The organism is Bacillus fonticola (assembly GCF_012955605.1).
In the GTDB taxonomy this organism is placed as follows: domain Bacteria; phylum Bacillota; class Bacilli; order Bacillales; family JC228; genus Bacillus_CG; species Bacillus_CG fonticola.
The window spans coordinates 2,860,195-2,880,388 of the sequence record NZ_CP052135.1 but is presented as its reverse complement, the minus strand read 5'-3'; the positions used below and the strand labels follow the sequence as shown (position 1 = coordinate 2,880,388).

At 44.4% G+C, this 20,194-nt stretch carries 21 protein-coding genes and 1 pseudogene; 16 read left to right on the top strand and 6 right to left on the bottom strand.

What is annotated here, in order from left to right; genetic code table 11:
* Positions 1 to 67: 67 nt before the first annotated feature.
* The 3 genes from HHK01_RS15985 to motA form a co-directional block, all read right to left on the bottom strand.
* Positions 68 to 211 (bottom strand): DUF3977 family protein, encoded by a 144-nt coding sequence (locus tag HHK01_RS15985; RefSeq protein WP_407646965.1) that lies wholly within the window; start codon positions 209 to 211, stop codon positions 68 to 70.
* 123 nt (positions 212 to 334) lie between these two features.
* On the bottom strand, positions 335 to 1,099 hold the full coding sequence (motB, locus tag HHK01_RS14130) for a flagellar motor protein MotB (protein WP_170008373.1): 765 nt from the start codon (positions 1,097 to 1,099) through the stop codon (positions 335 to 337).
* Positions 1,092 to 1,880, bottom strand: a complete 789-nt coding sequence (gene motA, locus HHK01_RS14125) for a flagellar motor stator protein MotA (protein ID WP_170008372.1) — start codon at positions 1,878 to 1,880, stop codon at positions 1,092 to 1,094. The genes motB and motA overlap by 8 nt, the downstream gene beginning before the upstream one ends.
* Positions 1,881 to 2,123: 243 nt before the next feature.
* Here motA and HHK01_RS14120 point away from each other — a divergent pair, with 243 nt between their 5' ends.
* Entirely contained in the window at positions 2,124 to 3,038 is a 915-nt protein-coding gene (locus HHK01_RS14120) for an acetamidase/formamidase family protein (RefSeq protein WP_170008371.1), read from the top strand.
* Between the two features lie 63 nt (positions 3,039 to 3,101).
* Positions 3,102 to 3,764 (top strand): stage II sporulation protein R, encoded by a 663-nt coding sequence (gene spoIIR / locus HHK01_RS14115; RefSeq protein WP_170008370.1) that lies wholly within the window; start codon positions 3,102 to 3,104, stop codon positions 3,762 to 3,764.
* 56 nt (positions 3,765 to 3,820) lie between these two features.
* On the opposite strand, the gene HHK01_RS14110 is transcribed toward spoIIR, so the two are convergent.
* Complete coding sequence (locus HHK01_RS14110) at positions 3,821 to 4,690, bottom strand: cation diffusion facilitator family transporter (RefSeq protein WP_170008369.1); 870 nt, start codon at positions 4,688 to 4,690, stop codon at positions 3,821 to 3,823.
* A 356-nt stretch (positions 4,691 to 5,046) separates the two neighbouring features.
* Between HHK01_RS14110 and HHK01_RS14105 the strand changes: the two genes are divergently transcribed.
* The 9 genes and pseudogenes from HHK01_RS14105 to HHK01_RS14070 all read left to right on the top strand — a co-directional run bounded on the left by HHK01_RS14105 (position 5,047) and on the right by HHK01_RS14070 (position 12,062).
* Complete coding sequence (locus HHK01_RS14105) at positions 5,047 to 5,523, top strand: hypothetical protein (RefSeq protein WP_170008368.1); 477 nt, start codon at positions 5,047 to 5,049, stop codon at positions 5,521 to 5,523.
* Between the two features lie 100 nt (positions 5,524 to 5,623).
* Positions 5,624 to 6,658: an L-threonylcarbamoyladenylate synthase gene (locus HHK01_RS14100; RefSeq protein ID WP_170008367.1), complete on the top strand. Its 1,035-nt coding sequence runs from the start codon at positions 5,624 to 5,626 to the stop codon at positions 6,656 to 6,658.
* A gap of 176 nt (positions 6,659 to 6,834) precedes the next feature.
* The gene (locus HHK01_RS14095; RefSeq protein WP_170008366.1) at positions 6,835 to 7,386 is read left to right on the top strand and encodes a manganese efflux pump MntP; all 552 of its coding nucleotides are present in this window, start codon (positions 6,835 to 6,837) and stop codon (positions 7,384 to 7,386) included.
* A 293-nt stretch (positions 7,387 to 7,679) separates the two neighbouring features.
* The gene (locus tag HHK01_RS14090; RefSeq protein WP_170008365.1) at positions 7,680 to 8,114 is read left to right on the top strand and encodes a low molecular weight protein arginine phosphatase; all 435 of its coding nucleotides are present in this window, start codon (positions 7,680 to 7,682) and stop codon (positions 8,112 to 8,114) included.
* A gap of 23 nt (positions 8,115 to 8,137) precedes the next feature.
* Positions 8,138 to 8,488: pseudogene (locus tag HHK01_RS15980) on the top strand (HAMP domain-containing protein); the annotation flags it as partial.
* Positions 8,486 to 9,433 (top strand): methyl-accepting chemotaxis protein, encoded by a 948-nt coding sequence (locus tag HHK01_RS14085; RefSeq protein ID WP_407646964.1) that lies wholly within the window; start codon positions 8,486 to 8,488, stop codon positions 9,431 to 9,433. The pseudogene HHK01_RS15980 and the gene HHK01_RS14085, both read left to right, overlap by 3 nt.
* A gap of 144 nt (positions 9,434 to 9,577) precedes the next feature.
* Entirely contained in the window at positions 9,578 to 10,024 is a 447-nt protein-coding gene (gene rpiB, locus HHK01_RS14080; protein ID WP_170008363.1) for a ribose 5-phosphate isomerase B, read from the top strand.
* A complete protein-coding gene (locus HHK01_RS14075) occupies positions 10,021 to 10,584 on the top strand; it encodes a TIGR01440 family protein (protein ID WP_170008362.1) in 564 nt (187 codons plus the stop codon). Before rpiB ends, HHK01_RS14075 begins: the two co-directional genes overlap by 4 nt.
* Positions 10,585 to 10,832: 248 nt before the next feature.
* Complete coding sequence (locus tag HHK01_RS14070) at positions 10,833 to 12,062, top strand: MFS transporter (protein ID WP_170008361.1); 1,230 nt, start codon at positions 10,833 to 10,835, stop codon at positions 12,060 to 12,062.
* A gap of 45 nt (positions 12,063 to 12,107) precedes the next feature.
* On the opposite strand, the gene HHK01_RS14065 is transcribed toward HHK01_RS14070, so the two are convergent.
* Positions 12,108 to 13,346: a dicarboxylate/amino acid:cation symporter gene (locus HHK01_RS14065; protein ID WP_170008360.1), complete on the bottom strand. Its 1,239-nt coding sequence runs from the start codon at positions 13,344 to 13,346 to the stop codon at positions 12,108 to 12,110.
* 264 nt (positions 13,347 to 13,610) lie between these two features.
* Here HHK01_RS14065 and rlmN point away from each other — a divergent pair, with 264 nt between their 5' ends.
* The 3 genes from rlmN (at position 13,611) to HHK01_RS14050 (ending at position 16,915) form a co-directional block, all read left to right on the top strand.
* Positions 13,611 to 14,696 (top strand): dual-specificity RNA methyltransferase RlmN, encoded by a 1,086-nt coding sequence (rlmN, locus tag HHK01_RS14060; protein WP_170008359.1) that lies wholly within the window; start codon positions 13,611 to 13,613, stop codon positions 14,694 to 14,696.
* A 627-nt stretch (positions 14,697 to 15,323) separates the two neighbouring features.
* Positions 15,324 to 16,562: a serine hydroxymethyltransferase gene (glyA, locus tag HHK01_RS14055; protein WP_170008358.1), complete on the top strand. Its 1,239-nt coding sequence runs from the start codon at positions 15,324 to 15,326 to the stop codon at positions 16,560 to 16,562.
* A 119-nt stretch (positions 16,563 to 16,681) separates the two neighbouring features.
* Positions 16,682 to 16,915, top strand: a complete 234-nt coding sequence (locus tag HHK01_RS14050; protein WP_170008357.1) for a hypothetical protein — start codon at positions 16,682 to 16,684, stop codon at positions 16,913 to 16,915.
* A 185-nt stretch (positions 16,916 to 17,100) separates the two neighbouring features.
* Here HHK01_RS14050 and HHK01_RS14045 read toward each other — a convergent pair whose 3' ends face one another.
* The gene (locus tag HHK01_RS14045; protein WP_170008356.1) at positions 17,101 to 18,060 is read right to left on the bottom strand and encodes a metal ABC transporter solute-binding protein, Zn/Mn family; all 960 of its coding nucleotides are present in this window, start codon (positions 18,058 to 18,060) and stop codon (positions 17,101 to 17,103) included.
* A gap of 290 nt (positions 18,061 to 18,350) precedes the next feature.
* Here HHK01_RS14045 and upp point away from each other — a divergent pair, with 290 nt between their 5' ends.
* Together upp and wecB are read left to right on the top strand one after the other, a co-directional pair.
* Positions 18,351 to 18,980 (top strand): uracil phosphoribosyltransferase, encoded by a 630-nt coding sequence (gene upp, locus HHK01_RS14040; RefSeq protein WP_170008355.1) that lies wholly within the window; start codon positions 18,351 to 18,353, stop codon positions 18,978 to 18,980.
* Positions 18,981 to 19,022: 42 nt separating this feature from the next.
* A complete protein-coding gene (gene wecB / locus HHK01_RS14035) occupies positions 19,023 to 20,177 on the top strand; it encodes a non-hydrolyzing UDP-N-acetylglucosamine 2-epimerase (protein WP_170008354.1) in 1,155 nt (384 codons plus the stop codon).
* Positions 20,178 to 20,194: the final 17 nt, after the last annotated feature.

Here is a 20,194-nt window from a genome sequence, read left to right as displayed (position 1 = left end):
GGTTGTCGTTTTTTGATGTGTGGAATTGAACGAAGGCCAACGCGTAAATCCAAACCAAACTAATTCATCACATATCCAGACTACCAACCACAGCTTTAAATGCACTACGTTTCTTCTTATTTCTTTTGAATCCTTCTTTTAAGTCCAAAATAAACACAGTTTCCCTAATCCAAAACCGAATATATATGGAGTGGCATTTGATTGGTCCGATGATTCTTTTTCTTCTGTTTCTGTGCCATCATCATGTTCTGCTTCTGTCCTAATGAGCCATGTGTTACCCTAAACCGAATTCAATGTATTTCAAAGAGAACCACTTCCTCGGATAGACATGGTGCTATTCATTAGGCAAAATCAAAATTTCTACACGTCTATTTTTCATTCTTCCTTCTGCCGTTGCGTTTGAGGCAATAGGTTCGAATTCACCAAACCCTTTTGCACTAAATGAACGTGGGTCGAGATCGTCATTTTCTAATAAAATTTTCATGAAGTTAACTGCGCGCATCACGCTTAAGTGCCAGTTGCTGTCGAATTGACTATTGCGAATGGGCACATTGTCTGTATGACCACTCACGATGATGTTGCGCGGGGGGTTCATGACAAGGAGCTCAGAGATTTCCCTAGCCAGTGCAACATCTGAACTCTGCACAACATCGCTTCCTGATTCAAAAAGTGCATCATTTAGAATAGTAAGGAGAAGTCCCTCATCAGTGAGTGCAGTTATTAGTTGTAAATCCAGCTCATTGTTTTTTATATAAGTATCTATTTTTTCTTTTACTTGAATAAGCTCATTTCTCTCATGATCAGTCTCTTCCTTTGACTTTTCTTCTTTTTCTTCCTCTTCCTCTTCCTCTTCCTCTTCCTCCGTGACAACCGGTATATTTTCTGGGAGTGTGCTGTCGTATTCCAGCACACCAGTCCCGCCGGTAAAGGCACTGTTCAAGGACTCAGCAATCTGCCTGAATTTCTGAATATCAACGTTACTTGCTGCAAAAAGGACAATAAATAATGCCAGTAGGAGGGTAAGTAAGTCAGCATAAGGGATCAGCCACGTCTCATCGATATGATCTTCTTCATTCTTTTTCCTTTTTCTTCTAGCCATTTAGCTCACCCTCTGTTAACACCTTTTGTCTATCTTTAATGGGTAGGTAAGTCGATAACTTTTGCTCAATAGCACGAGGTGTTTGTCCCTCAAGTACCGAGAGAACCCCCTCAATCATGACTTGTCTCACTTTTAATTCTTGCCTTGATTTTCTTTTTAATTTATTTGCGAAGGGGTGCCACAGTACATAGCCAGTAAAGATTCCAAGGAGTGTCGCGATAAAGGCAGATGAAATGGCCTTTCCTAGTTCATCCGTATTGTCCATATAAGTTAAAGCGGTGATTAAACCAATTACTGCTCCAAGAACGCCTAGTGTAGGAGCATAAGTTCCCGCTTGAGAAAAAATAGCGGCTCCCGCTTGGTGACGATCTTCCATTGCCTCTATTTCTTCTGTCATGACATCACGAATGAATTCGGCACTTTGGCCATCGATAGCCATCCGTAAGCCGTTTTTTAAGAAGGGATCCTCTACAGTAGAGATCTTGCCTTCAAGTGCAAGCAAGCCTTCCTTTCTAGCGACAGTTGCCCAATCAGAAAAAAGGGGGATGAGCTGCTCAATTGACATCACCTTTTTCTCCTTGAATAGAACGCCAAATAATTGAGGAACTCGTTTAATTTCACTTGATGGGAAGGCGATGGTAACCGCTGCAATTGTTCCTAGTAGAATAATGAACAAGGCCGCCGGATTAAAAAGTGCAACAAGACTGGCTCCTTTCAAAATCATACCTACTCCAACGGCAATGAGTCCGAGTATTATTCCTATCAATGTTGTTTTATCCATGGTCTCACCTAAGCTTTCTCAAGGAATCTAATAGTGTTGGAAGAGAATATGCGAACAAGTACGGCGCCCACTCCCTACTTAATAGATCGACAAAAACCGCCAAAAGTTTATAGCTCACTAACTCCTTTTATAAATGATAAGAGCAATTGAAGGAAAGCGTCTACAAGCTACCTCACTGGTCATCTGCCCTATTTATATGATAAACTATCGGAAAATTCATACGATCGAGAGGGTTGGGGACTCATGAAAACATTACAAAAAGGAAAGCCGTTCTATGCTTTTTCTAAAGAAAATGAGGCAAAGGTGCACGTTCGTACTGGAGAGCGTGTTGCTATTGAAACGTACGATTGCTTTGAGGATCAAATTCAATCAGAAAGCACGACGATGCAGCAGCTCGATTGGGATCGAGTGAATCCAGCAACAGGTCCTGTATATGTAGAGGGTGCTGAGCAGGGCGATGTATTAGCTGTCACCATTCACTCCATAGACATTGGAGCTCAAGGAGTGATGGTAACAGGTCCTGACCTTGGTGTGATGGGACATCGAGTAGACTCATTTTCAGTAAAGGTGTTGCCAATTGAAGGAGATAAGGTAACCTTTTCAACGTCCCTTCAATTCCCTGTACAAAAAATGATTGGGGTCATTGGGGTGGCGCCAGAGGGGGAGCCAGTGAACAACGGGACACCCGGGGCACACGGTGGAAACTTGGATACGACCCTCATGACAGAAGGAGCTACGGTCTATTTCCCTGTGTTTACTGAAGGTGCGTTATTTGGTCTAGGAGATTTCCATGCAGCGATGGGAGACGGTGAAATCGGGGTGTCTGGAGTTGAAGTACCAGGCAAAGTAGAGGTGACTTTGGACGTCGTTAAAGAACAGCCTATACGCTACCCGTTTTTGCAAAACGACGAAGGTCTCGCCATTCTAGTATCTAAGCACACTTTGGACGAAGCAGTGAAAGTAGCTGTGGAAGAGATGATTGACTTCTTACATCCACATACTGATTTGTCGCTTGCGGAACTAACGATGGCGATGAGTGCTGTTGGTCATACGCAAATCTCTCAAGTGGTGGATCCGTTAGTTACGTGTCGCTTCTTTGTTCCAAGTAGTTTTCTAGAAGCTTTCAACTGCACGCCGTTTGCACAAAATAAAAATTAAAATTTCATAGTTTAAGATGAGCACCGCCTGTCCACACTGTGTAGTGAAGGGGCGGTGCAAATTATGAAAATTAATAAAAAATACTTTGCTAGTTTGTATATATGTATATTAGTGCTCGGCACGATCGCGAGTTTATCGATTCCAAAGACAGAAGCGACAGCAAATAGCCGATTCGTGATACCTGAAGAGGCTATGCGATTACGAATTCTTGCTAACAGTGACATGGAGGTAGATCAAGCACTGAAGCGTGACGTTCGAGATGAAGTGAACATAGCGATTACCGAGTGGATGGAGGGAGCTTCTTCATTCGACGAAGCGAGTAAAGTTATGCAAGAGAAACTACCAGAAATCACAAAAATCGCTGAACGAGTGGTAGAGGAGTCGGGACTGGACCAGGATGTTAAAGTTGAATATGGCATGATTAAATTCCCTACGAAATTGTACGGAAACTTGCTATACCCTGCAGGAGAATATGAAGCGGTGTTGATTTCGCTAGGAGAAGCAAAAGGATCGAATTGGTGGTGTGTCCTGTTCCCAAACCTGTGCTTCGTTGATTCCTCAAACGGAATGACTACGCAAACTGGAAACGGCGTCGATGACGTCAAAATAGAGCAAAGGGAAGATGGAGTAGAAGACGACCCAATGTACGTGGATGGAGAAGGCGATAAACCGCAAGCAAAGTTTTTCTTAGTGGAAATGTTTCAGTGGGTGTTGGACTTGTTTTAAATGAAAAACCCTCTTTCTAGTCTTAAAGAAAGAAGGGTTTTTAGGAATATTATTTCTTAATTATTAGCAGGTTCTGTATGGATGTTACTGTGCGCAATGTTATGCTTCCTATGCAACTGTTCCTCTATTTCATCCGCAATCTCATGGCTTTCCTGCACATTTAGATGTGGTGACACCTCGATTACAATATCTACATGTACTTCACTTCCCAAGTACCTCGCCTTAATATCCTTTAATGCTTCCACCTGTGAAACTAACTCAATTGTTTGCTTGATTTCCTCTAAAGAACGTTCACTGAATCCGTCCGTAAGCGAGTGCGTTGCCTCTTTAAATATATCCCATCCTGTTTTGCAAATTAGGAGACCTACAATGATCGCTGCGACCGTATCAATCCAAGCCAGATTTATTTGAGAAGCCATGATCCCAACAAAAACCCCAATACTTACGTAGGCATCTGACTTATTGTCTCCAGCGGCAGCTAGGAGTGAGTGACTGTTGGTTCTCCTTGCTAAATTTCTGTTGTATATAAACACAAAAAACATAACGACAGCACTTCCTAACGAAACCCATGCTGTAATTAAATTAGGCGCTTCTTGTTTAGGATTCACTATCGAAACAATGCCGTTATACAATACCTCTAAACCTACAGTTGCGATAATAAACGAGGCCACCAGTGAAGCGATCGTCTCTGCGCGAAAGTGTCCGTATCGGTGATTTTCATCAGCCGGTTTCTGAGATATTCTCAGACCGATCAACACAGCAATAGAGACCACGATATCCGTGGTGTTATTTAAACCATCTGCCCGAAGCGCTTCCGAGTTAAAGGTATATCCAAAAAATAATTTCGCGGCAGACAAAATGATATAAGCGCCAATACTAACCCATGCACCACGTTCAGCCATTTTTAATTCTTGATACCTATCCATAATTCATCCCCTAACAAATCTTATGTACACTTTCTATAGCTTACCAAGGGGAATTCGTGTGGGTCTACAGAAACAAGTTTCCCTTTTTGCATCTAAGTAGTATGTACTGAATAGTTTTGAGTATCCGCAAAAAATATAAATGAAACAATTAATCAAAGGGATCGGAATGAACCTATGAATTGCACCCGAATGGGAAAGAGTACATCAGCAGTCAAACCGAACATGCACGGAATACAATGATGGGTGCGCTGGATGCCGTACTTTGCTAGGTAAGAGAGGAAATCTACCAAATCGAGTTCTATTCTCTCTATCACTTCCATAGAATGCAGTAACAATCTCTTTGGAGGGTGAAAGATATGAACACAATTCGATTCGCAACAGAACAAGATATCCTTTCTTTGCAATCCTTTCTTAAAAAAGCTGACTTACAAACAGATGGTGTGGACAAGCTCTATGACCACTTTCTTCTACAAGAAAATGAAGAGGGAAAAATGACCGCAACGGTCGGGCTTGAACCGATGGAAAGGTCTGGTCTTTTGCGTTCTCTCGTCTTAACACCGGCAACTACTGAGAATGACTTATTCGCGTTGTTCGAAGGTGCGTTCCAACTTGCCCAGCAAAAGGGGATGGAAACAGTATACTTAGTATCCAATCGCCGCTCTACCTCTACCTTATTTCAAGTACTTGGATTTCAAGAGATGGAAGAAGTGGAAGCAGTAGAGGTGCTCTCCGGTTGTGAACATGGTGCTCAAATTGTAGCGAGCCGTGAAGAAAACTTCTTATTTATGAAGCGTTCACTTGACGTATCCACAGAGTTACCCACAAGTGAATAGGAGTTATCCACATTTTGTGTATAACATTGACTTGTTCTATCAGTAAACATCTCTTATACTCGATAAAGAACCTTTTTGAACGGGTAAGGAGTTTGAGCTTATGAACACGAAAATTTGGACGGTACAATCCACAGAGTATCCACAATCAATCATAAATGAGGTCGCCACGTTCTTCCAAGAAGGAAAGGTCGTGGCTTTTCCTACGGAGACGGTGTATGGACTTGGAGCTGATGCGACGAATGATGAAGCGGTGGCGCGTATTTTCGAGGCAAAAGGTAGACCGAGTGACAACCCACTGATCGTGCATGTTAGTATGCCCGAACAAATGGATGAATTTGCGGACAGAGGTTCTCCACTTGCACAACAAATGATCGCAGCCTTTGCGCCGGGACCCATTTCATTTATTTTGCCAGTAACGGAAACCTCGATGTTATCCACACGAGTAACAGCTGGCTTGTCCACAGTGGCCGTCCGGATTCCGTCTCACCCAGTCGCACGTAATCTACTGGAATCAACACAGCTCCCGATAGCGGCACCAAGCGCTAATTCATCTGGTAAACCGAGTCCGACGCGCGCGGAACATGTGCTGCAAGACTTACAAGGTCGTATCGCAGGCGTTGTGGATGGCGGCCCTACGGAAGAAGGAATCGAATCGACGGTTGTGGATTGCACAGGGGAAGTACCGATTATTCTACGTCCTGGCTCTATCACAGCCGACCAAATCCGCGCCGTTATAGGCAATGTGGAATTGGATGCGGGTTTAACCGGAGTGACATCAGCTCCCAAGTCTCCAGGTATGAAGTATACTCACTACGCCCCGGACGCCCCTTTGTATCTTGTAGAAGGTGAAATCAAGACATTACAAGTGTGGATAGACCGCTTTCAAGGTGAAGGAAAGCGGGTCGGCGTGTTGACTACAGTCGACTCCAAAGCTGATTTGATAGCAGATGCTGTGCTCACTTGTGGTCAACGTGGGGATATCGCGACAGTAGCTAAGGCCCTTTATGATACGCTTCGTCAGTTTAACGAACAAAATGTAGACGTCATTTTGTGCGAAACGTTCCCTGAAGATGGGGCGGGTGCTGCGTTAATGAATCGGTTGCGGAAGGCAGCAGGACATAGTTATTTATACTAATTTCCAGCTGGAGTTTATTCTATATATAGTTATTCCACATCAAAAGAAGACGAGATCAGTCAGCGACCAAATTCGATCGCTAACACGCTCGTTAGTTAAATTTCTAACAACCTATCCTTCTAATTCCCTTTGGACATGCATATGTTGCTATAGGCACGTCCAAGGAGGGAACTCGTATGTCAGAGTGGCTACAAGAAATTTTAATGCTATCCGTTATGGCGTTTGCGCTTGGGATGGACGCCTTTTCAGTTGGGTTGGGAATGGGAATGTTCCCTTTGCGTGGACGACAGATTTTGAAAATTGGGATTGTGGTCGGCTTATTTCACGTGATTATGCCGCTCGGAGGTATGGTGACAGGGCGCTTTTTGTCTGATACATTCGGTACGGTGGCAACATATGCCGGTGGAGGGTTACTCATTATTCTTGGGATCCAAATGTTTATTGCTAGCTTTCGAAAGGGAGAAGACTCGCTCATACAGCCGATTGGCTTTGGCCTCATTGTCTATGCCTTTAGCGTCAGTTTAGACAGTTTTTCCGTGGGGCTAACGCTCGGTATTTATGGAGCCAAAACGGTTCTAACGATTGTCTGCTTTGGAATAGCTGCCACATTGTTAACATGGGCAGGCTTACTCGTCGGAAAACGTGTACAAGGTTTCCTAGGCTCTTATGGTGAGGCATTGGGCGGGAGTATTTTATTTGCGTTTGGGTTGAAGCTGATACTGCCTTAGTAAATACATAGCAAATAGGATGGAGTTATACCGTGAGTGTAAGGGGTATAGCTTCTTTTTGTATATCCGATTACTTTTTTTTCAAATACATAAAGTTTTCAATAGGTTTGGTCGATAAAGAAGTCGTAGGAAAATGTGTCTATGTCCAGTGGCTTCTGTTTTAGAATCGTGCTAAATATCCGTATACTAGAGAAACCAAGCTAAAGTCGCGACGTCGTGTTGCAACACTGGTCCCACTCGCGTCGCGCGAGCATGAAAACATGGAACGGGTAACTAGTAAGGAGGCATGGACGATGAAACGAATCGTATTTGTATGTACCGGTAACACTTGTCGAAGTCCAATGGCAGAGAAAATCTTTCAACATGTAACTAATGGGTATGAGGTAAGGTCACGTGGGCTGTTTGCGATGGACGGTGCACCTGCCGCTGAACATGCGGTCGTTGTTTTAGGGGAAGCTGGCATTCCGGCTTCGCATGTGTCAAAAGCATTGAGCGAGGAGGACATGGTCTGGGCAACTCACGTAATTGGCATGACAGCAGACCATGTCGCACTATTGCAGGCACACTATCCTCATATGTCCGATAAGCTCTATACTTTAAAGGGGGCAGTCGGTGAAGCGGGGAGCGTATCAGATCCTTACGGGGGTTCTATAGATACGTATCGGCAAACCTTTGCTGAACTGGAAAGATTACTTCAAAAGCTAGCGGTTAAACTCGACAAGGCTTAGGGAGCTTTGGAGGAGGAATCCGGATGGCAAAAGAGAAAAAGAAAGCGTTTCGTTCTGGCGTGCGTAAAAAGTTCGTGTGGATGACACTAGGACTTTCTTTTATCACGTATTCTATTTCTGCACTATTTTTGTATTTCGTATTTAATTATGTAGATTCGTTTGTTGGAGAAACTTTATTCACGATAGGTACGCTTGTTTTAGGGGTTATTTGGTCGGGTATTTTAGCGTATTTCTTTGCCGGTTTTATTGTGAGAAGATTGTATCGTTTACAGGACGCTGCAGAGAAAGCGGCTGCGGGTGATTTAGACCAAGTCATTGATATCGGAAAAACTGATGACGAGATTCGTGCACTAGGCGCTTCTCTACAAAAAATGATGACAAACATCGGTACAATGATTTTGCACGTGGAGACAAACTTTCAACATACGAACGAAAAAGTGCTGGCGATGACTGATGAGTCACAAAAAGCGGCACAACAGTCGGTAGCAATTAGTGAAACGATCGCACAAATTTCAGCAGGAGCGGAAAACTCGGCTACAGCTGTACAGACGACGGTAGCTTCTGTAGAAGAAGTGACACGCATTGCTGGAGAGGTACTTCACCAGGCGAAATCAACAAAAGAGGTTTCACAAGGAATGGTGGAGGAGCTCGGCAAGAGTCGTGGAGTTATTTCTTCACTAGTTGAAGGGATTTCCGTTTTGGCGAAGGAGCATGAAGTTTCTTTGCAATCTGTACATCAGCTTGAAGAGCATGCAAGAAAGGTTGAGCAAATTATTTCAATGGTCGGGGATATTGCCGAGCAAACGAATTTGCTTGCCTTAAACGCCTCCATTGAAGCAGCACGTGCCGGCGAGCATGGGAAAGGGTTCGCGGTGGTGGCAGAAGAGGTTCGCCAGCTCGCGGACGAGAGTGCTAAAGCTGTGAAAGGAATCTCAGGACTTGTACAAAATATCCAAAGAGAAGTGAAGCAAGTCGTTGCACATATTACAGAGCAAGTGTCTTCTGCCCAAAGTGAAGCGAAAAAAGGGGAAGAAACGAACTCTGCAATGGAAGCGATGACAAAATCCGTGAACGACGTAGCGGGTGCAGTGGAAATGATCTCGACACTCGTTGACGAACAAATGACACAAATCCAAAAAACATCGTCGCAATCACAAGAAGTGGCGGCGATCGCTGAACAGACTTCTGCTGGAGCACAACAAGTTGCCTCAGCAACGGAAGAGCAAACAGCAGTAATGAGAGCTGTTGAAGAGTTAGCCCAGGAGCTTCAAGCACAGGCCGCTCAGTTGAAGGAAACGATTGATCAACTGAATCGGTAAGTGGGGGAGTACCTTTCTGCAAGATGCGGAGAGGTGCTCTTTTTCTCGATTTCAAAAGTGCGGTTTTGTTCAAACTAATCATTGCTTTATAAACGGAAAGAATTGTGCCAAACTATAGCTACATAAGAAAGGGAGGCGATGACGATGAAAGTCGCTATTGCATCGGATCATGGTGGTATCAACATCCGCGAAGAGATTCGTTCTTTACTAGAAGAGTTAAACATTCCTTATGAGGATTTTGGATGCGACTGTGAAACATCTGTTGATTACCCAGATTACGCTTTACCGGTAGCACAAAAGGTAGCATCCGGTGAATTTGATCGAGGGATTTTGATTTGTGGAACAGGAATTGGGATGAGCATATCAGCTAACAAAGTAAAAGGAATCCGCTGTGCACTCGTACATGACGTATTTTCAGCGAAAATGACGCGTGCTCATAACGATAGCAACGTGTTGGCAATGGGAGAACGTGTCATTGGTCCGGGACTAGCGCGGGAAATCGCCCAAACGTGGTTGCAATCAGACTATGAGGGGGGACGCCACGCCAAACGTCTTAAAAAGCTAACGGAAATAGAGGAGAGCGGGCAATGATCTACTCTCTCCAATCAACTTGGACGGAGATTGTGGAAGCGTTCTTTGAGGAAGCCGTATTAAAAACAGGGCAACTGCTAGTCATTGGGTGTAGTACGAGTGAAGTAGCAGGAGAACGTATCGGAACAGCAGGAACTGAGGAAATTGCTGCAGCTCTGTATACGCCAATTGCCCAAATTTGCCAACAAAAGGGTGTGCATGCGGCCTTTCAATGTTGTGAGCATCTTAACAGAGCATTAGTCGTGGAGCGGGAGACAATGGAGCGGTACACACTTGAAGAAGTATCCGTCATTCCTGTTCGCAAAGCGGGTGGGGCGATGGCAACCTATGCCTACACGCATTTGAAGGATCCAGTTGTCGTAGAACGGATTCAAGCACATGCGGGACTAGACGTGGGCGACACACTAATCGGTATGCATTTGCGACCGGTTGCCGTACCCGTTCGCATGCAGGTGAACACAGTAGGTCACGCACATGTTACCTTTGCAAAAACGCGCCCGAAACTGATAGGTGGCGAGCGAGCAGTCTACACAGTGGGTGTCAGACCCCCACTACGTTAAAGTATCACCGTGGTGGGGGTCTGACACCGCTAGAGAGCAATCTTTTCACCCTTTACTCTAGAACGAGTAAAGGGTTTTTTTTGGGTGGAAATATTTTTTGAGAAAGAGTTCCGTTCGGTGTAAAATCCTGTATAATAAAAAAGATTATTTCGTGTCTCGAAGTTAAGTTAGTTAAGGGTGTCAGACCCCCACTGCGTTAATGCTTTACTACAATGGGGGTCTGACACCGTTAGAGGGAGGAACCACGGATGGCTTTATGGAATCGGAACTTTTTAATTATTATTGCAGGTGTTGCCATCTCAAGTATTGGTTTGTGGGTAGGGATCATCGGAAATTTAGAGTTTTTACAAAGGAATGTAGAGTCCTCATTTTTACAGGCACTCATTTTGTTAGCGGGCTTTGTTGTCGGAGTATTTCTCGCACCGATGGCAGGACGCCTCATAGATCGTTCTCAAAAGAAAAAGGTGCTCGTGATTACAAGCTTTACGCGGTGTATGGCGGTCCTTTTTATGTTCGTGGCCATTTGGCAAAACTCTGTAGCGTGGATGGTTGTGTACACGTTAACGATTGGGATTACCGTGACATTCGCTAACCCAGCGATGCAGACAGTCATTCCGATGATCGTTCCGAAAAAACAGCTGCTCACAGCGAACGGCATTCACATGAACATCTTCACTGCTGCCAGAATAATTGGTACGGCGTTAGGTGGATTACTTCTAGTGAGTATGACTATTTTTTCGTTGTATTTTGTGACGTTTTTGACCTATGCGATGTTGTTTGTCGCCACGTGTTTCTTGAAAATTGAAGGGGATGAACCGAAGCCGAGGAACAGCCAAGAGAAAGAATCGTTCGTGCAGACGTTCCGGTTACTGTTACCGACGCTCAAAGAAAAGCCGATGGTCGTTAATGGACTTCTCCTTGTCGTTCCTGCCTTTTTCTTTCTTGCTGGCTTTAACTTAATGGTAATTGAAATAAGTGAGCTGCAAAATAACCCTGAAATTAAAGGGATGCTCTATACAGTTGAAGGGATTTCGGTCTTTATCGGATCGTACTTTGCTAGACGCTTCTTTAGCAACGTAAAGAGTATTCGTCCGTTATTGGTGATCACTTTAATTGGTTCGATCAGCCATCTATCATTGTATTTTGCCGGAGAGCCACTTATGCCGTTTGTGACGTTCGCTCTGTTCGGTCTTGCAATGGGGACACTGTTTCCGATTGTCACGACCATTTTCCAAACTGAAGTTCCTGAATCACTACACGGTCGTTTCTTTTCTATCCGTGGTATGGTCGAGAACATTTTGTTTCAGATCTTCATGCTGTTAACTGGATTGTTCCTAGATACGATCGGTTTCCGTTGGATGGTCATCGTGTTTGGGTGTACGTCGTTGTTGTTTGTGGTTGGGATAGCGGTCAAGAGGGGTCGACGCCAACCTGTCGTAGTAGAAGCACTTAGCGGTGTCAGACCCCCATTACGTTAAAGTGTTAAGGTATTACTGCAGTGGGGGTCTGACACCGGATATGTGTTACTCGTTTGAAAGGGTGTAGTTATCTTGTTGCTTTTCAGTTTTATTAATGATGGACGTACCCACCAAATCACCGGTAACATTTAGGGCCGTACAACCCATTCCAACGATAGCATCAATAGCGACCAGTAAGCCCACTGCTTCCATAGGCAGACCGAGCTGTGCAAAAACGGTGGCGATCATAATGATGCCTGCTCCTGGAACCCCTGCTGTACCGACGGAAGCGAGTGTTCCTACTAAAACGACAACCAACATGTCTGCAAAGCTCAAAGGATCTCCCACAAGGTTGGCCGCAAAAACAGCTGATACAGCAATACGAATAGCTGCCCCATCCATGTTGACTGTGGCACCTAGTGGTAGGCTAAACCCATATAAGCTTTTTGATAGACCTAGGTTTTTTGCAGCGTTCAACGTAAGTGGCAATGTCCCCGAGCTACTTTGTGTGACAAAGGCAGTTATCATTGGTGTGCGTGCCTGTACAAAAAACTGGCCAATGTTCACTTTAGATAACAGCATGAAGACGATGTAGACGCCGACCTGTACGAATAAAGCCACATAGAGAACGAGGATCATGTCACCTAATGACAGTAAAGTATCCATTCCTTGGTTACCGACAGTTGTCGCGATCATCGCAAAGATCCCGATCGGAACGTATTGTAGGATGACCTTCATAATAGCTAATGTGGCTTCGTTTAATGCGTCAACCACTTTGTATAGATGTTGACCTAATTCAGCGTGTTCTTTAGATGATCTCAATAAAGATATAGCAATCCCGAAAGCGAGTGCTGTAAAAATAATTCCTAACAGATTCAGTTCACTGAAAGCTGTCACAATATTATCCGGTACGATGCTTAATAGAACACTCGTAACACCTGGGTTATCAGGTACTTCGAATGCTTCTTCAGTGTCAAGACTCATTCCAGTACCAGGATCAAAGAAGCTAGCAACCGCTAATCCGACGACAATCGCGAGTGCGGACGTTAGCAAATAATACAAAAATACCTTTCCACCCATGCGCCCTAAGTTACCTATCTTAGTATGATTGACGCCGACGATTAAGGTAAATAAAATGAGCGGGATAATGAGAAACTTAAGTAAACGAATTAAAAGATCCCCAAATGGTGATAATACAGAGGCTTCTTGGCCAAAAATAATACCAACGATAATGCCGAGAACTAAAGCGACGGTAATTTTGACAATAAGCGATGCGTTGATATAACCTCTCCAAATCGGTTTCACGAAACATAACCTCCCTTATTTATGAATAGTGTTCCCAAGCGTAGAAGGAAATAGTTTTCTAAGACTATATGATAATTCCTATAAATTTAGTCGGGAAACTCTTTCATAAGATACAGTACCTAGTTGAAGTTGTCAAAATCAATGCTTACTATGAATTTGATCGAAAAATAGATACAATTATATACCATGTCAAACAGGTTGCTACATTCACACATTTTCAGTAGGATTAAGTGAGATTGAAAAGTTTTGAAATGAGGGTAATAAATGAAGGACTCAATATATGGATTGACTTTAGAACAGCTGACATCATGGCTTGTGGACCACGGACAGAAAAAATTCCGGGCAACTCAAGTCTGGGATTGGTTATATAAAAAGCGCGTAACGAACTTCTCTGAAATGCTCAACGTGAGCAAAGAGTGTATTCAGCTACTAGAGGATCACTTTGTTATACAAACTTTGCAGGAAGAGATTAAGCAAGAATCAAAGGATGGAACGATTAAATTCCTATTCAAATTACAAGATGGCAACGTAATTGAAACCGTATTAATGCGCTTTAATTACGGATTATCTGTGTGTGTCACGACGCAAGTAGGCTGTAACATCGGCTGCAGCTTTTGTGCCAGTGGTGTCTTGAGAAAGCATCGGGATTTGTCTAGTGGAGAAATTGTGGAGCAAATTATGAAAATTCAACTGCATTTAGATGAAGTCGGAAAAGATGAAAGAGTGAGCCACATCGTTGTGATGGGAATTGGCGAGCCTTTTGATAACTACGATAATCTAATGGACTTCCTCTATGTGGTGAATTCACAAACTGGACTAGGCATCGGGGCGAGACACATTACGGTATCGACAAGTGGCCTGGTAGATAAGATTTATGAATTCGCCGATACAAACCTGCAAGTAAACCTAGCCGTATCGTTGCACGCGCCGAATGATGAGCTTAGAACACGCATTATGAAAATCAACCGAGCTTACCCGGTTGAAAAATTAATGAAGGCTGTCGACTACTACCTAGAAAAGACCAACCGCCGCATCACGTTTGAATACATTCTGTTGAAGGATGTAAACGATCACGTCGAAGAAGCCCAGCAGCTCGCAAAACTACTCAGTAACAAACGTCACCTATCGTACGTGAATCTAATTCCGTATAATCCTGTCGGAGATAATGACTACGAAAGAAGCGAGAAGAAAGCGATCTTAAAGTTTTATGAAACGTTAATGGACAAAGGGATTAACTGCGGCGTTCGGACAGAGCATGGAACAGATATTGATGCTGCATGCGGGCAATTAAGAAGTAAACAGATTAAAAAGGAAAAAGCGCGTAAACGAGAAGGTCAAGAAATAGGCTGAATACCGAGTGAAGAAAGAAACGTGTCCAGATAGTTGGATGCGTTTTTTTCGGTTCCCCCGACCGCGGATATCTGCCCCTGACCGCGGATATATTCTCCCGACCGCGGATATCTGCCCCCAACCGCGGATATCTGCCCCCGATCGCGGATATCAGCCCCTGACCGCGGATATATTCTCCCGACCGCGGATATCTGCCCCTGACCGCGGATATATTCTCCTGATCGCGGATATCAGCCCCTGATCGCGGATATATTCTCCTGACCGCGGATATCTGCCCCCAACCGCGGATATATTCTCCCGACCGCGGATATCAGCCCCTGACCGCGGATATCAGCTCCCGACCGCGGATATCTGCCCCCGATCGCGGATATCTGCCCCTGACCGCGGATATATTCTCCCGACCGCGGATATCTGCCCCTAACGGCTCTTATGGCGACATTTCCATGGGGATACTGGGAGAAGACTTTTTTGACACAGTGGAAATAAATTCATTGTGATAACACTTTAGCAGCGTGGGTGTCTGGCCATCATAAGAGAAAACGCTTGCAGATCGTTTCCACAATCGTACGGTTCTGATACAATAAGGTTGGAACAAGATGGAACGGATAATCGCGAGGGGGACAGAGGATGAAACACTTACAAGCACAAGATAAACAAGTATTTGCAGCCATTCAAAATGAAAAAGAACGCCAGGAGCAAAACATTGAGTTAATTGCTTCTGAAAACTTTGTATCTGAGGCTGTCATGGAAGCGCAAGGCTCCGTGTTAACGAACAAATATGCAGAAGGTTACCCAAATCGTCGCTACTACGGTGGTTGCGAACACGTCGACGTGGTGGAAGACTTAGCTAGAGATCGTGCGAAGGAACTGTTCCAAGCTGAGCATGCCAACGTGCAGCCACACTCAGGTGCTCAAGCAAACATGGCCGTGTACTTCACCGTACTAGAGCAAGGCGATACTGTCCTCGGGATGAACTTGTCTCACGGTGGACATTTAACACACGGAAGCCCTGTTAACTTCAGTGGAATTCAATACAACTTTGTCGAATACGGTGTAGACAAAGAAACACAACATATCGACTACGAAGATGTTCGTCAAAAAGCATTGGAAACGAAGCCGAAGCTCATTGTAGCGGGTGCGAGTGCTTATCCACGTGCAATTGACTTTGCGAAGTTCCGTGAGATTGCCGATGAAGTAGGCGCGTATTTTATGGTCGACATGGCGCACATTGCTGGACTTGTAGCTACAGGTCTCCATCAAAATCCAGTGCCATATGCAGACTTTGTGACAACGACGACGCACAAAACATTGCGCGGCCCTCGTGGAGGTATGATCCTTTGCAAGGAAGAATTTGCGAAGAAGATAGATAAATCGATTTTCCCAGGCTTGCAAGGTGGTCCGCTCATGCACGTCATCTCAGCGAAAGCGGTCGCATTCGGAGAAGCATTGCAGCCGGCTTTCAAAGAGTACTCCCAGCAAGTTGTCGCAAATGCAAAACGACTTGGAGAAACGTTCATTAAGGAAGGCTTCGACATTGTATCGGGCGGAACAGACAACCACTTGTTACTTGTGGATCTACGCAAACACAATCTCACAGGCAAAGTGGCAGAAAAAGTACTCGACGAAGTAGCAATTACCGTCAACAAAAATACAATCCCATTTGATCCAGAGAGCCCGTTTGTGACAAGTGGTGTTCGCATCGGTACAGCAGCCGTCACATCACGCGGATTTGGTGAAGCAGAAATGGATGAAATCGCTCGCCTCATTACAAAGGCATTAACGAATCATGAAAACGAAGCGGTACTCGCTGAAGTGAAAGAAGAAGTACTCGCGCTCACAGCGAAGTTTCCTTTGTACGCAAAATAAGAACGCGAAGCCGTCCTCACCCTGGTCATAAACACAGGAACTGGTACCACCCGGAAATTGTCACTTTTTGTCGACTGTCTGCGAGAGGTTTCGTAGTAAATACATGAAGATTTTTCGACATGAATCGGGTCGTACCAGTTCCTTTACTATTTGAGGTGAAAGAAGTGGAAATCGCATTCATCATCGTCATACTAATTATGGTCGCTGGCTTAATCGGAACGCTCGCTTTAGGTGGGAAAGGTGATGAAAATTATCGTTCTGAAACGAAGGGGAATGTAACCCGCCTAACGCTTATGTACGTTGCCTTAGTGGTGATATTAGCAGTTGGCTTGGGACTTTATATTTATTGGTAAATGGGAGAAACCTGTGGGGGAGAAACCATCATGAAGCTGTCTACTAGCCAATAAAAAGTTTACATCAATAGGCTGCCGGTTCAACTACGATTGAGTACATACTTTCAGACGAAAGTATACCATCGTGACTTAGGACCCATAAAAAGTAGCCCCTCGCCAAACGGTAAGGGGCTGTTCATCATCTTCTAGTAATTCAAAGCCTTCTCTAACGTCTGCACATTCTGCTGCATAATACTAAAATAATCAGCACCATTTTTACGATCTTCATCCGTAACAGTAGCCATGTTATGAAGCATTAAGTCCTCCACGCCGACTTCATCTTGAATGATTTCTGTAATGCGCGAAGAGACGTTTTGTTCAAAGATAATGAATGGAATTCCTTCAGATTCAATTAATTGCACAATGTTCGTCAATTCTTGTTGGGATGGTTCTTCTATCGTGGAGAAGCCGTTTATAGCTACTTGCTCAAGTCCATATGCTTTTTCCCAATATCCGTAAGCGGCATGTGCCACCACGATGGTTTTATTTGGAGCGGCATCGATTGCCTCTTGAAACGCAGTATCCAGGGTATCGAAATCGTCTGCCATTGCCTCGAAGTTTTTCGTGAAGTCATCTGCTGCTTCAGGCTTTGCTTGTTTTAGCTGCTCTAAAACAACTTCTGCCATGTCCTTGGCGTTCATAGGGTCAATCCAAATATGGGGGTCTAGACTAACGGAAGATTCCTCGCCTTCATTTTCATCTTCTTCAATAAAAACATACTCATCCTCAGGCACGTTCTCCAGAACAAAGTCGCCAACAGCTACTAGCTCAACATCTTGATTAGCGAGGGCGTCTTTAACGGGTTCAATAAATCCTTCTAATTGCATGCCGTTGTAAAGAATGAAGTCTGCCTCTGCAAACTCAGTCATCTCTTTAGGCGTTGGTTCATAAGTATGAGCGTCTCCACCATTTGGCATCATAGGTCTCACATCTACGTAATCCCCACCGATTTTTTTTGCAAAGTCCTCCAACGGGAAAACACTTGCGTAAATGGTTAATTTGTCTTCGTCTATTTCAGATGTTTGGGCGACTTCTTCCTCACTGCACCCACCTAACAATGCGGGCCCAACAAGAAGGGCTGAAGCTAAAAATAGTTTCTTTTTCATGTATGTGTCATCCTTTCTACAAGCAGATCGGTCAAGTGCTTTCTATTAATTCAATTCGTAATCATTACGTTTTATAGTGTATAGACAGTTGAACGGGTTGTAAAGGATTTTCGTAATCATTCTTATTTGCAAATTACAGCAAATTTCTACAAGTCAATGAGTGATCCTGACGATTTTCCTGTTTTGCGCACACATTTTGCAGGATGTCTCATTGAAGCTGTCGATTTTTTTCGGTAAAATGATGGGAAGTGTGAAAAAACCAAAGTCTTGGTACTAAAGGAGAGAACGTTGTGGGAAAAGTGTATGTGTTTGATCATCCGCTCATTCAGCATAAATTAACGTATATCCGTGACCAACATACAGGGACAAAAGAGTTTCGGGAACTTGTAGATGAGGTAGCGACACTAATGGCTTTTGAAATTACGAGAGACATGCCATTACAAGAGGTCGAAATTGAGACGCCAGTACGGAAAGCAACATCGAACGTTTTGGCGGGGAAAAAGCTCGGTATCGTGCCGATCTTACGGGCAGGCATTGGAATGGTCGACGGAATTCTGAAGCTCATTCCAGCAGCAAAAGTGGGACATGTCGGTCTGTACCGTGACCCAGAAACATTACAGCCTGTTGAGTATTACGTGAAATTGCCATCAGATGTTGAGGAGCGTGATTTTATTGTAGTTGATCCTATGCTTGCAACGGGTGGTTCTGCGGTTGAAGCGTTGAACTCCTTAAAAAAACGTGGTGCGAAAAACATCAAATTCATGTGCTTGATTGCAGCCCCTGAAGGCGTAGAGGTCGTGAAGGAAGCGCACCCTGATGTAGACATTTATATCGCCGCTTTAGACGAAAAATTAAATGAAAAAGGCTATATCGTTCCTGGACTTGGTGATGCTGGAGACCGTCTGTTTGGTACAAAGTAGTTTGTAAACCGTGTACGTCCTGATCGAAAGGAGTTTCTACATATGAAACGAATAAAAGTGATGACGATTTTTGGAACGCGTCCTGAGGCAATTAAGATGGCACCACTCGTGTTAGAGTTGAATCTTCGTCCTAAACAATTTGAACAGATTGTTGTTGTTACGGCACAGCATCGCGAAATGCTTGATCAAGTAATGGGATTTTTCGATATATCTCCAGATGAAGACCTAAATATTATGAAGGACCGCCAAACGTTGATCGATGTGACGACACGTGCGCTTCAAGGGTTAGATGAGGTCATGAAAAGGCACCAGCCGGATATCGTGCTCGTTCACGGCGATACAACAACGACATTTGTCGGGAGTTTGGCAGCCTTTTATAACCAAATTGCGGTGGGACACGTCGAGGCAGGCCTGCGAACGTGGAATAAATATTCCCCGTTTCCGGAGGAGATGAATCGCCAATTGACCGGTGTGATGGCTGATTTGCATTTTGCGCCAACCGATCAAGCAGCGCGTAACTTATTAGATGAAGGTAAAAAAGGCGACGCGATTTTTGTCACTGGAAATACCGCTATTGATGCGTTGAAAACAACTGTGACGGATGGCTATGACCACGAAGTGTTGAACAAGCTCGGTGAGGACCGCCTCATTCTCGTCACAGCACACCGCCGGGAAAATCTCGGTCAGCCGATGCGCAATATGTTCCGTGCCATTAAACGAATTGTGGAAGAGCAACCGGATGTACAGGTTGTCTATCCGGTCCACTTGAATCCAGTTGTTCGTGAGCTAGCGGATGAGGTGCTCGGAAATGATCCTCGTATTCATCTAATTGAACCGCTAGATGTGATTGACTTTCATAACTTCCTTTCGCGCGCACACATTGTACTCACAGATTCCGGTGGTATTCAAGAAGAAGCACCATCACTCGGGAAGCCAGTTCTCGTGCTTCGTGATACGACCGAGCGCCCTGAAGGCATCGCAGCAGGAACGTTGAAGCTTGCAGGCAATGACGAGGAACCTATTTATCAATTGGCGACAGAATTGCTAACAGATCAAGCTTTGTATGACGCGATGTCTAAGGCGTCTAACCCGTACGGAGACGGCCAAGCATCTGCTCGAATTGCAGAGAGTATTCGTTATCGATTCGGGCAAACCACTGAACGACCGGCATCTTTTGAACCAGCTATAAAGCGTTAACCCTTTGCAAACATATA

What these genes read in the sequence shown, in the direction of transcription:
- motB (WP_170008373.1), bottom strand. Translation starts at nt 1,099, where the DNA reads ATGGCTAGAAGAAAAAGGAAAAAGAATGAAGAAGATCATATCGATGAG.
- motA (WP_170008372.1), bottom strand. Translation starts at nt 1,880, where the DNA reads ATGGATAAAACAACATTGATAGGAATAATACTCGGACTCATTGCCGTT.
- HHK01_RS14120 (WP_170008371.1), top strand. Translation starts at nt 2,124, where the DNA reads ATGAAAACATTACAAAAAGGAAAGCCGTTCTATGCTTTTTCTAAAGAA.
- spoIIR (WP_170008370.1), top strand. Translation starts at nt 3,102, where the DNA reads ATGAAAATTAATAAAAAATACTTTGCTAGTTTGTATATATGTATATTA.
- HHK01_RS14110 (WP_170008369.1), bottom strand. Translation starts at nt 4,690, where the DNA reads ATGGATAGGTATCAAGAATTAAAAATGGCTGAACGTGGTGCATGGGTT.
- HHK01_RS14105 (WP_170008368.1), top strand. Translation starts at nt 5,047, where the DNA reads ATGAACACAATTCGATTCGCAACAGAACAAGATATCCTTTCTTTGCAA.
- HHK01_RS14100 (WP_170008367.1), top strand. Translation starts at nt 5,624, where the DNA reads ATGAACACGAAAATTTGGACGGTACAATCCACAGAGTATCCACAATCA.
- HHK01_RS14095 (WP_170008366.1), top strand. Translation starts at nt 6,835, where the DNA reads ATGTCAGAGTGGCTACAAGAAATTTTAATGCTATCCGTTATGGCGTTT.
- HHK01_RS14090 (WP_170008365.1), top strand. Translation starts at nt 7,680, where the DNA reads ATGAAACGAATCGTATTTGTATGTACCGGTAACACTTGTCGAAGTCCA.
- HHK01_RS14085 (WP_407646964.1), top strand. Translation starts at nt 8,486, where the DNA reads ATGATGACAAACATCGGTACAATGATTTTGCACGTGGAGACAAACTTT.
- rpiB (WP_170008363.1), top strand. Translation starts at nt 9,578, where the DNA reads ATGAAAGTCGCTATTGCATCGGATCATGGTGGTATCAACATCCGCGAA.
- HHK01_RS14075 (WP_170008362.1), top strand. Translation starts at nt 10,021, where the DNA reads ATGATCTACTCTCTCCAATCAACTTGGACGGAGATTGTGGAAGCGTTC.
- HHK01_RS14070 (WP_170008361.1), top strand. Translation starts at nt 10,833, where the DNA reads ATGGCTTTATGGAATCGGAACTTTTTAATTATTATTGCAGGTGTTGCC.
- rlmN (WP_170008359.1), top strand. Translation starts at nt 13,611, where the DNA reads ATGAAGGACTCAATATATGGATTGACTTTAGAACAGCTGACATCATGG.
- glyA (WP_170008358.1), top strand. Translation starts at nt 15,324, where the DNA reads ATGAAACACTTACAAGCACAAGATAAACAAGTATTTGCAGCCATTCAA.
- HHK01_RS14050 (WP_170008357.1), top strand. Translation starts at nt 16,682, where the DNA reads ATGAATCGGGTCGTACCAGTTCCTTTACTATTTGAGGTGAAAGAAGTG.
- HHK01_RS14045 (WP_170008356.1), bottom strand. Translation starts at nt 18,060, where the DNA reads ATGAAAAAGAAACTATTTTTAGCTTCAGCCCTTCTTGTTGGGCCCGCA.
- wecB (WP_170008354.1), top strand. Translation starts at nt 19,023, where the DNA reads ATGAAACGAATAAAAGTGATGACGATTTTTGGAACGCGTCCTGAGGCA.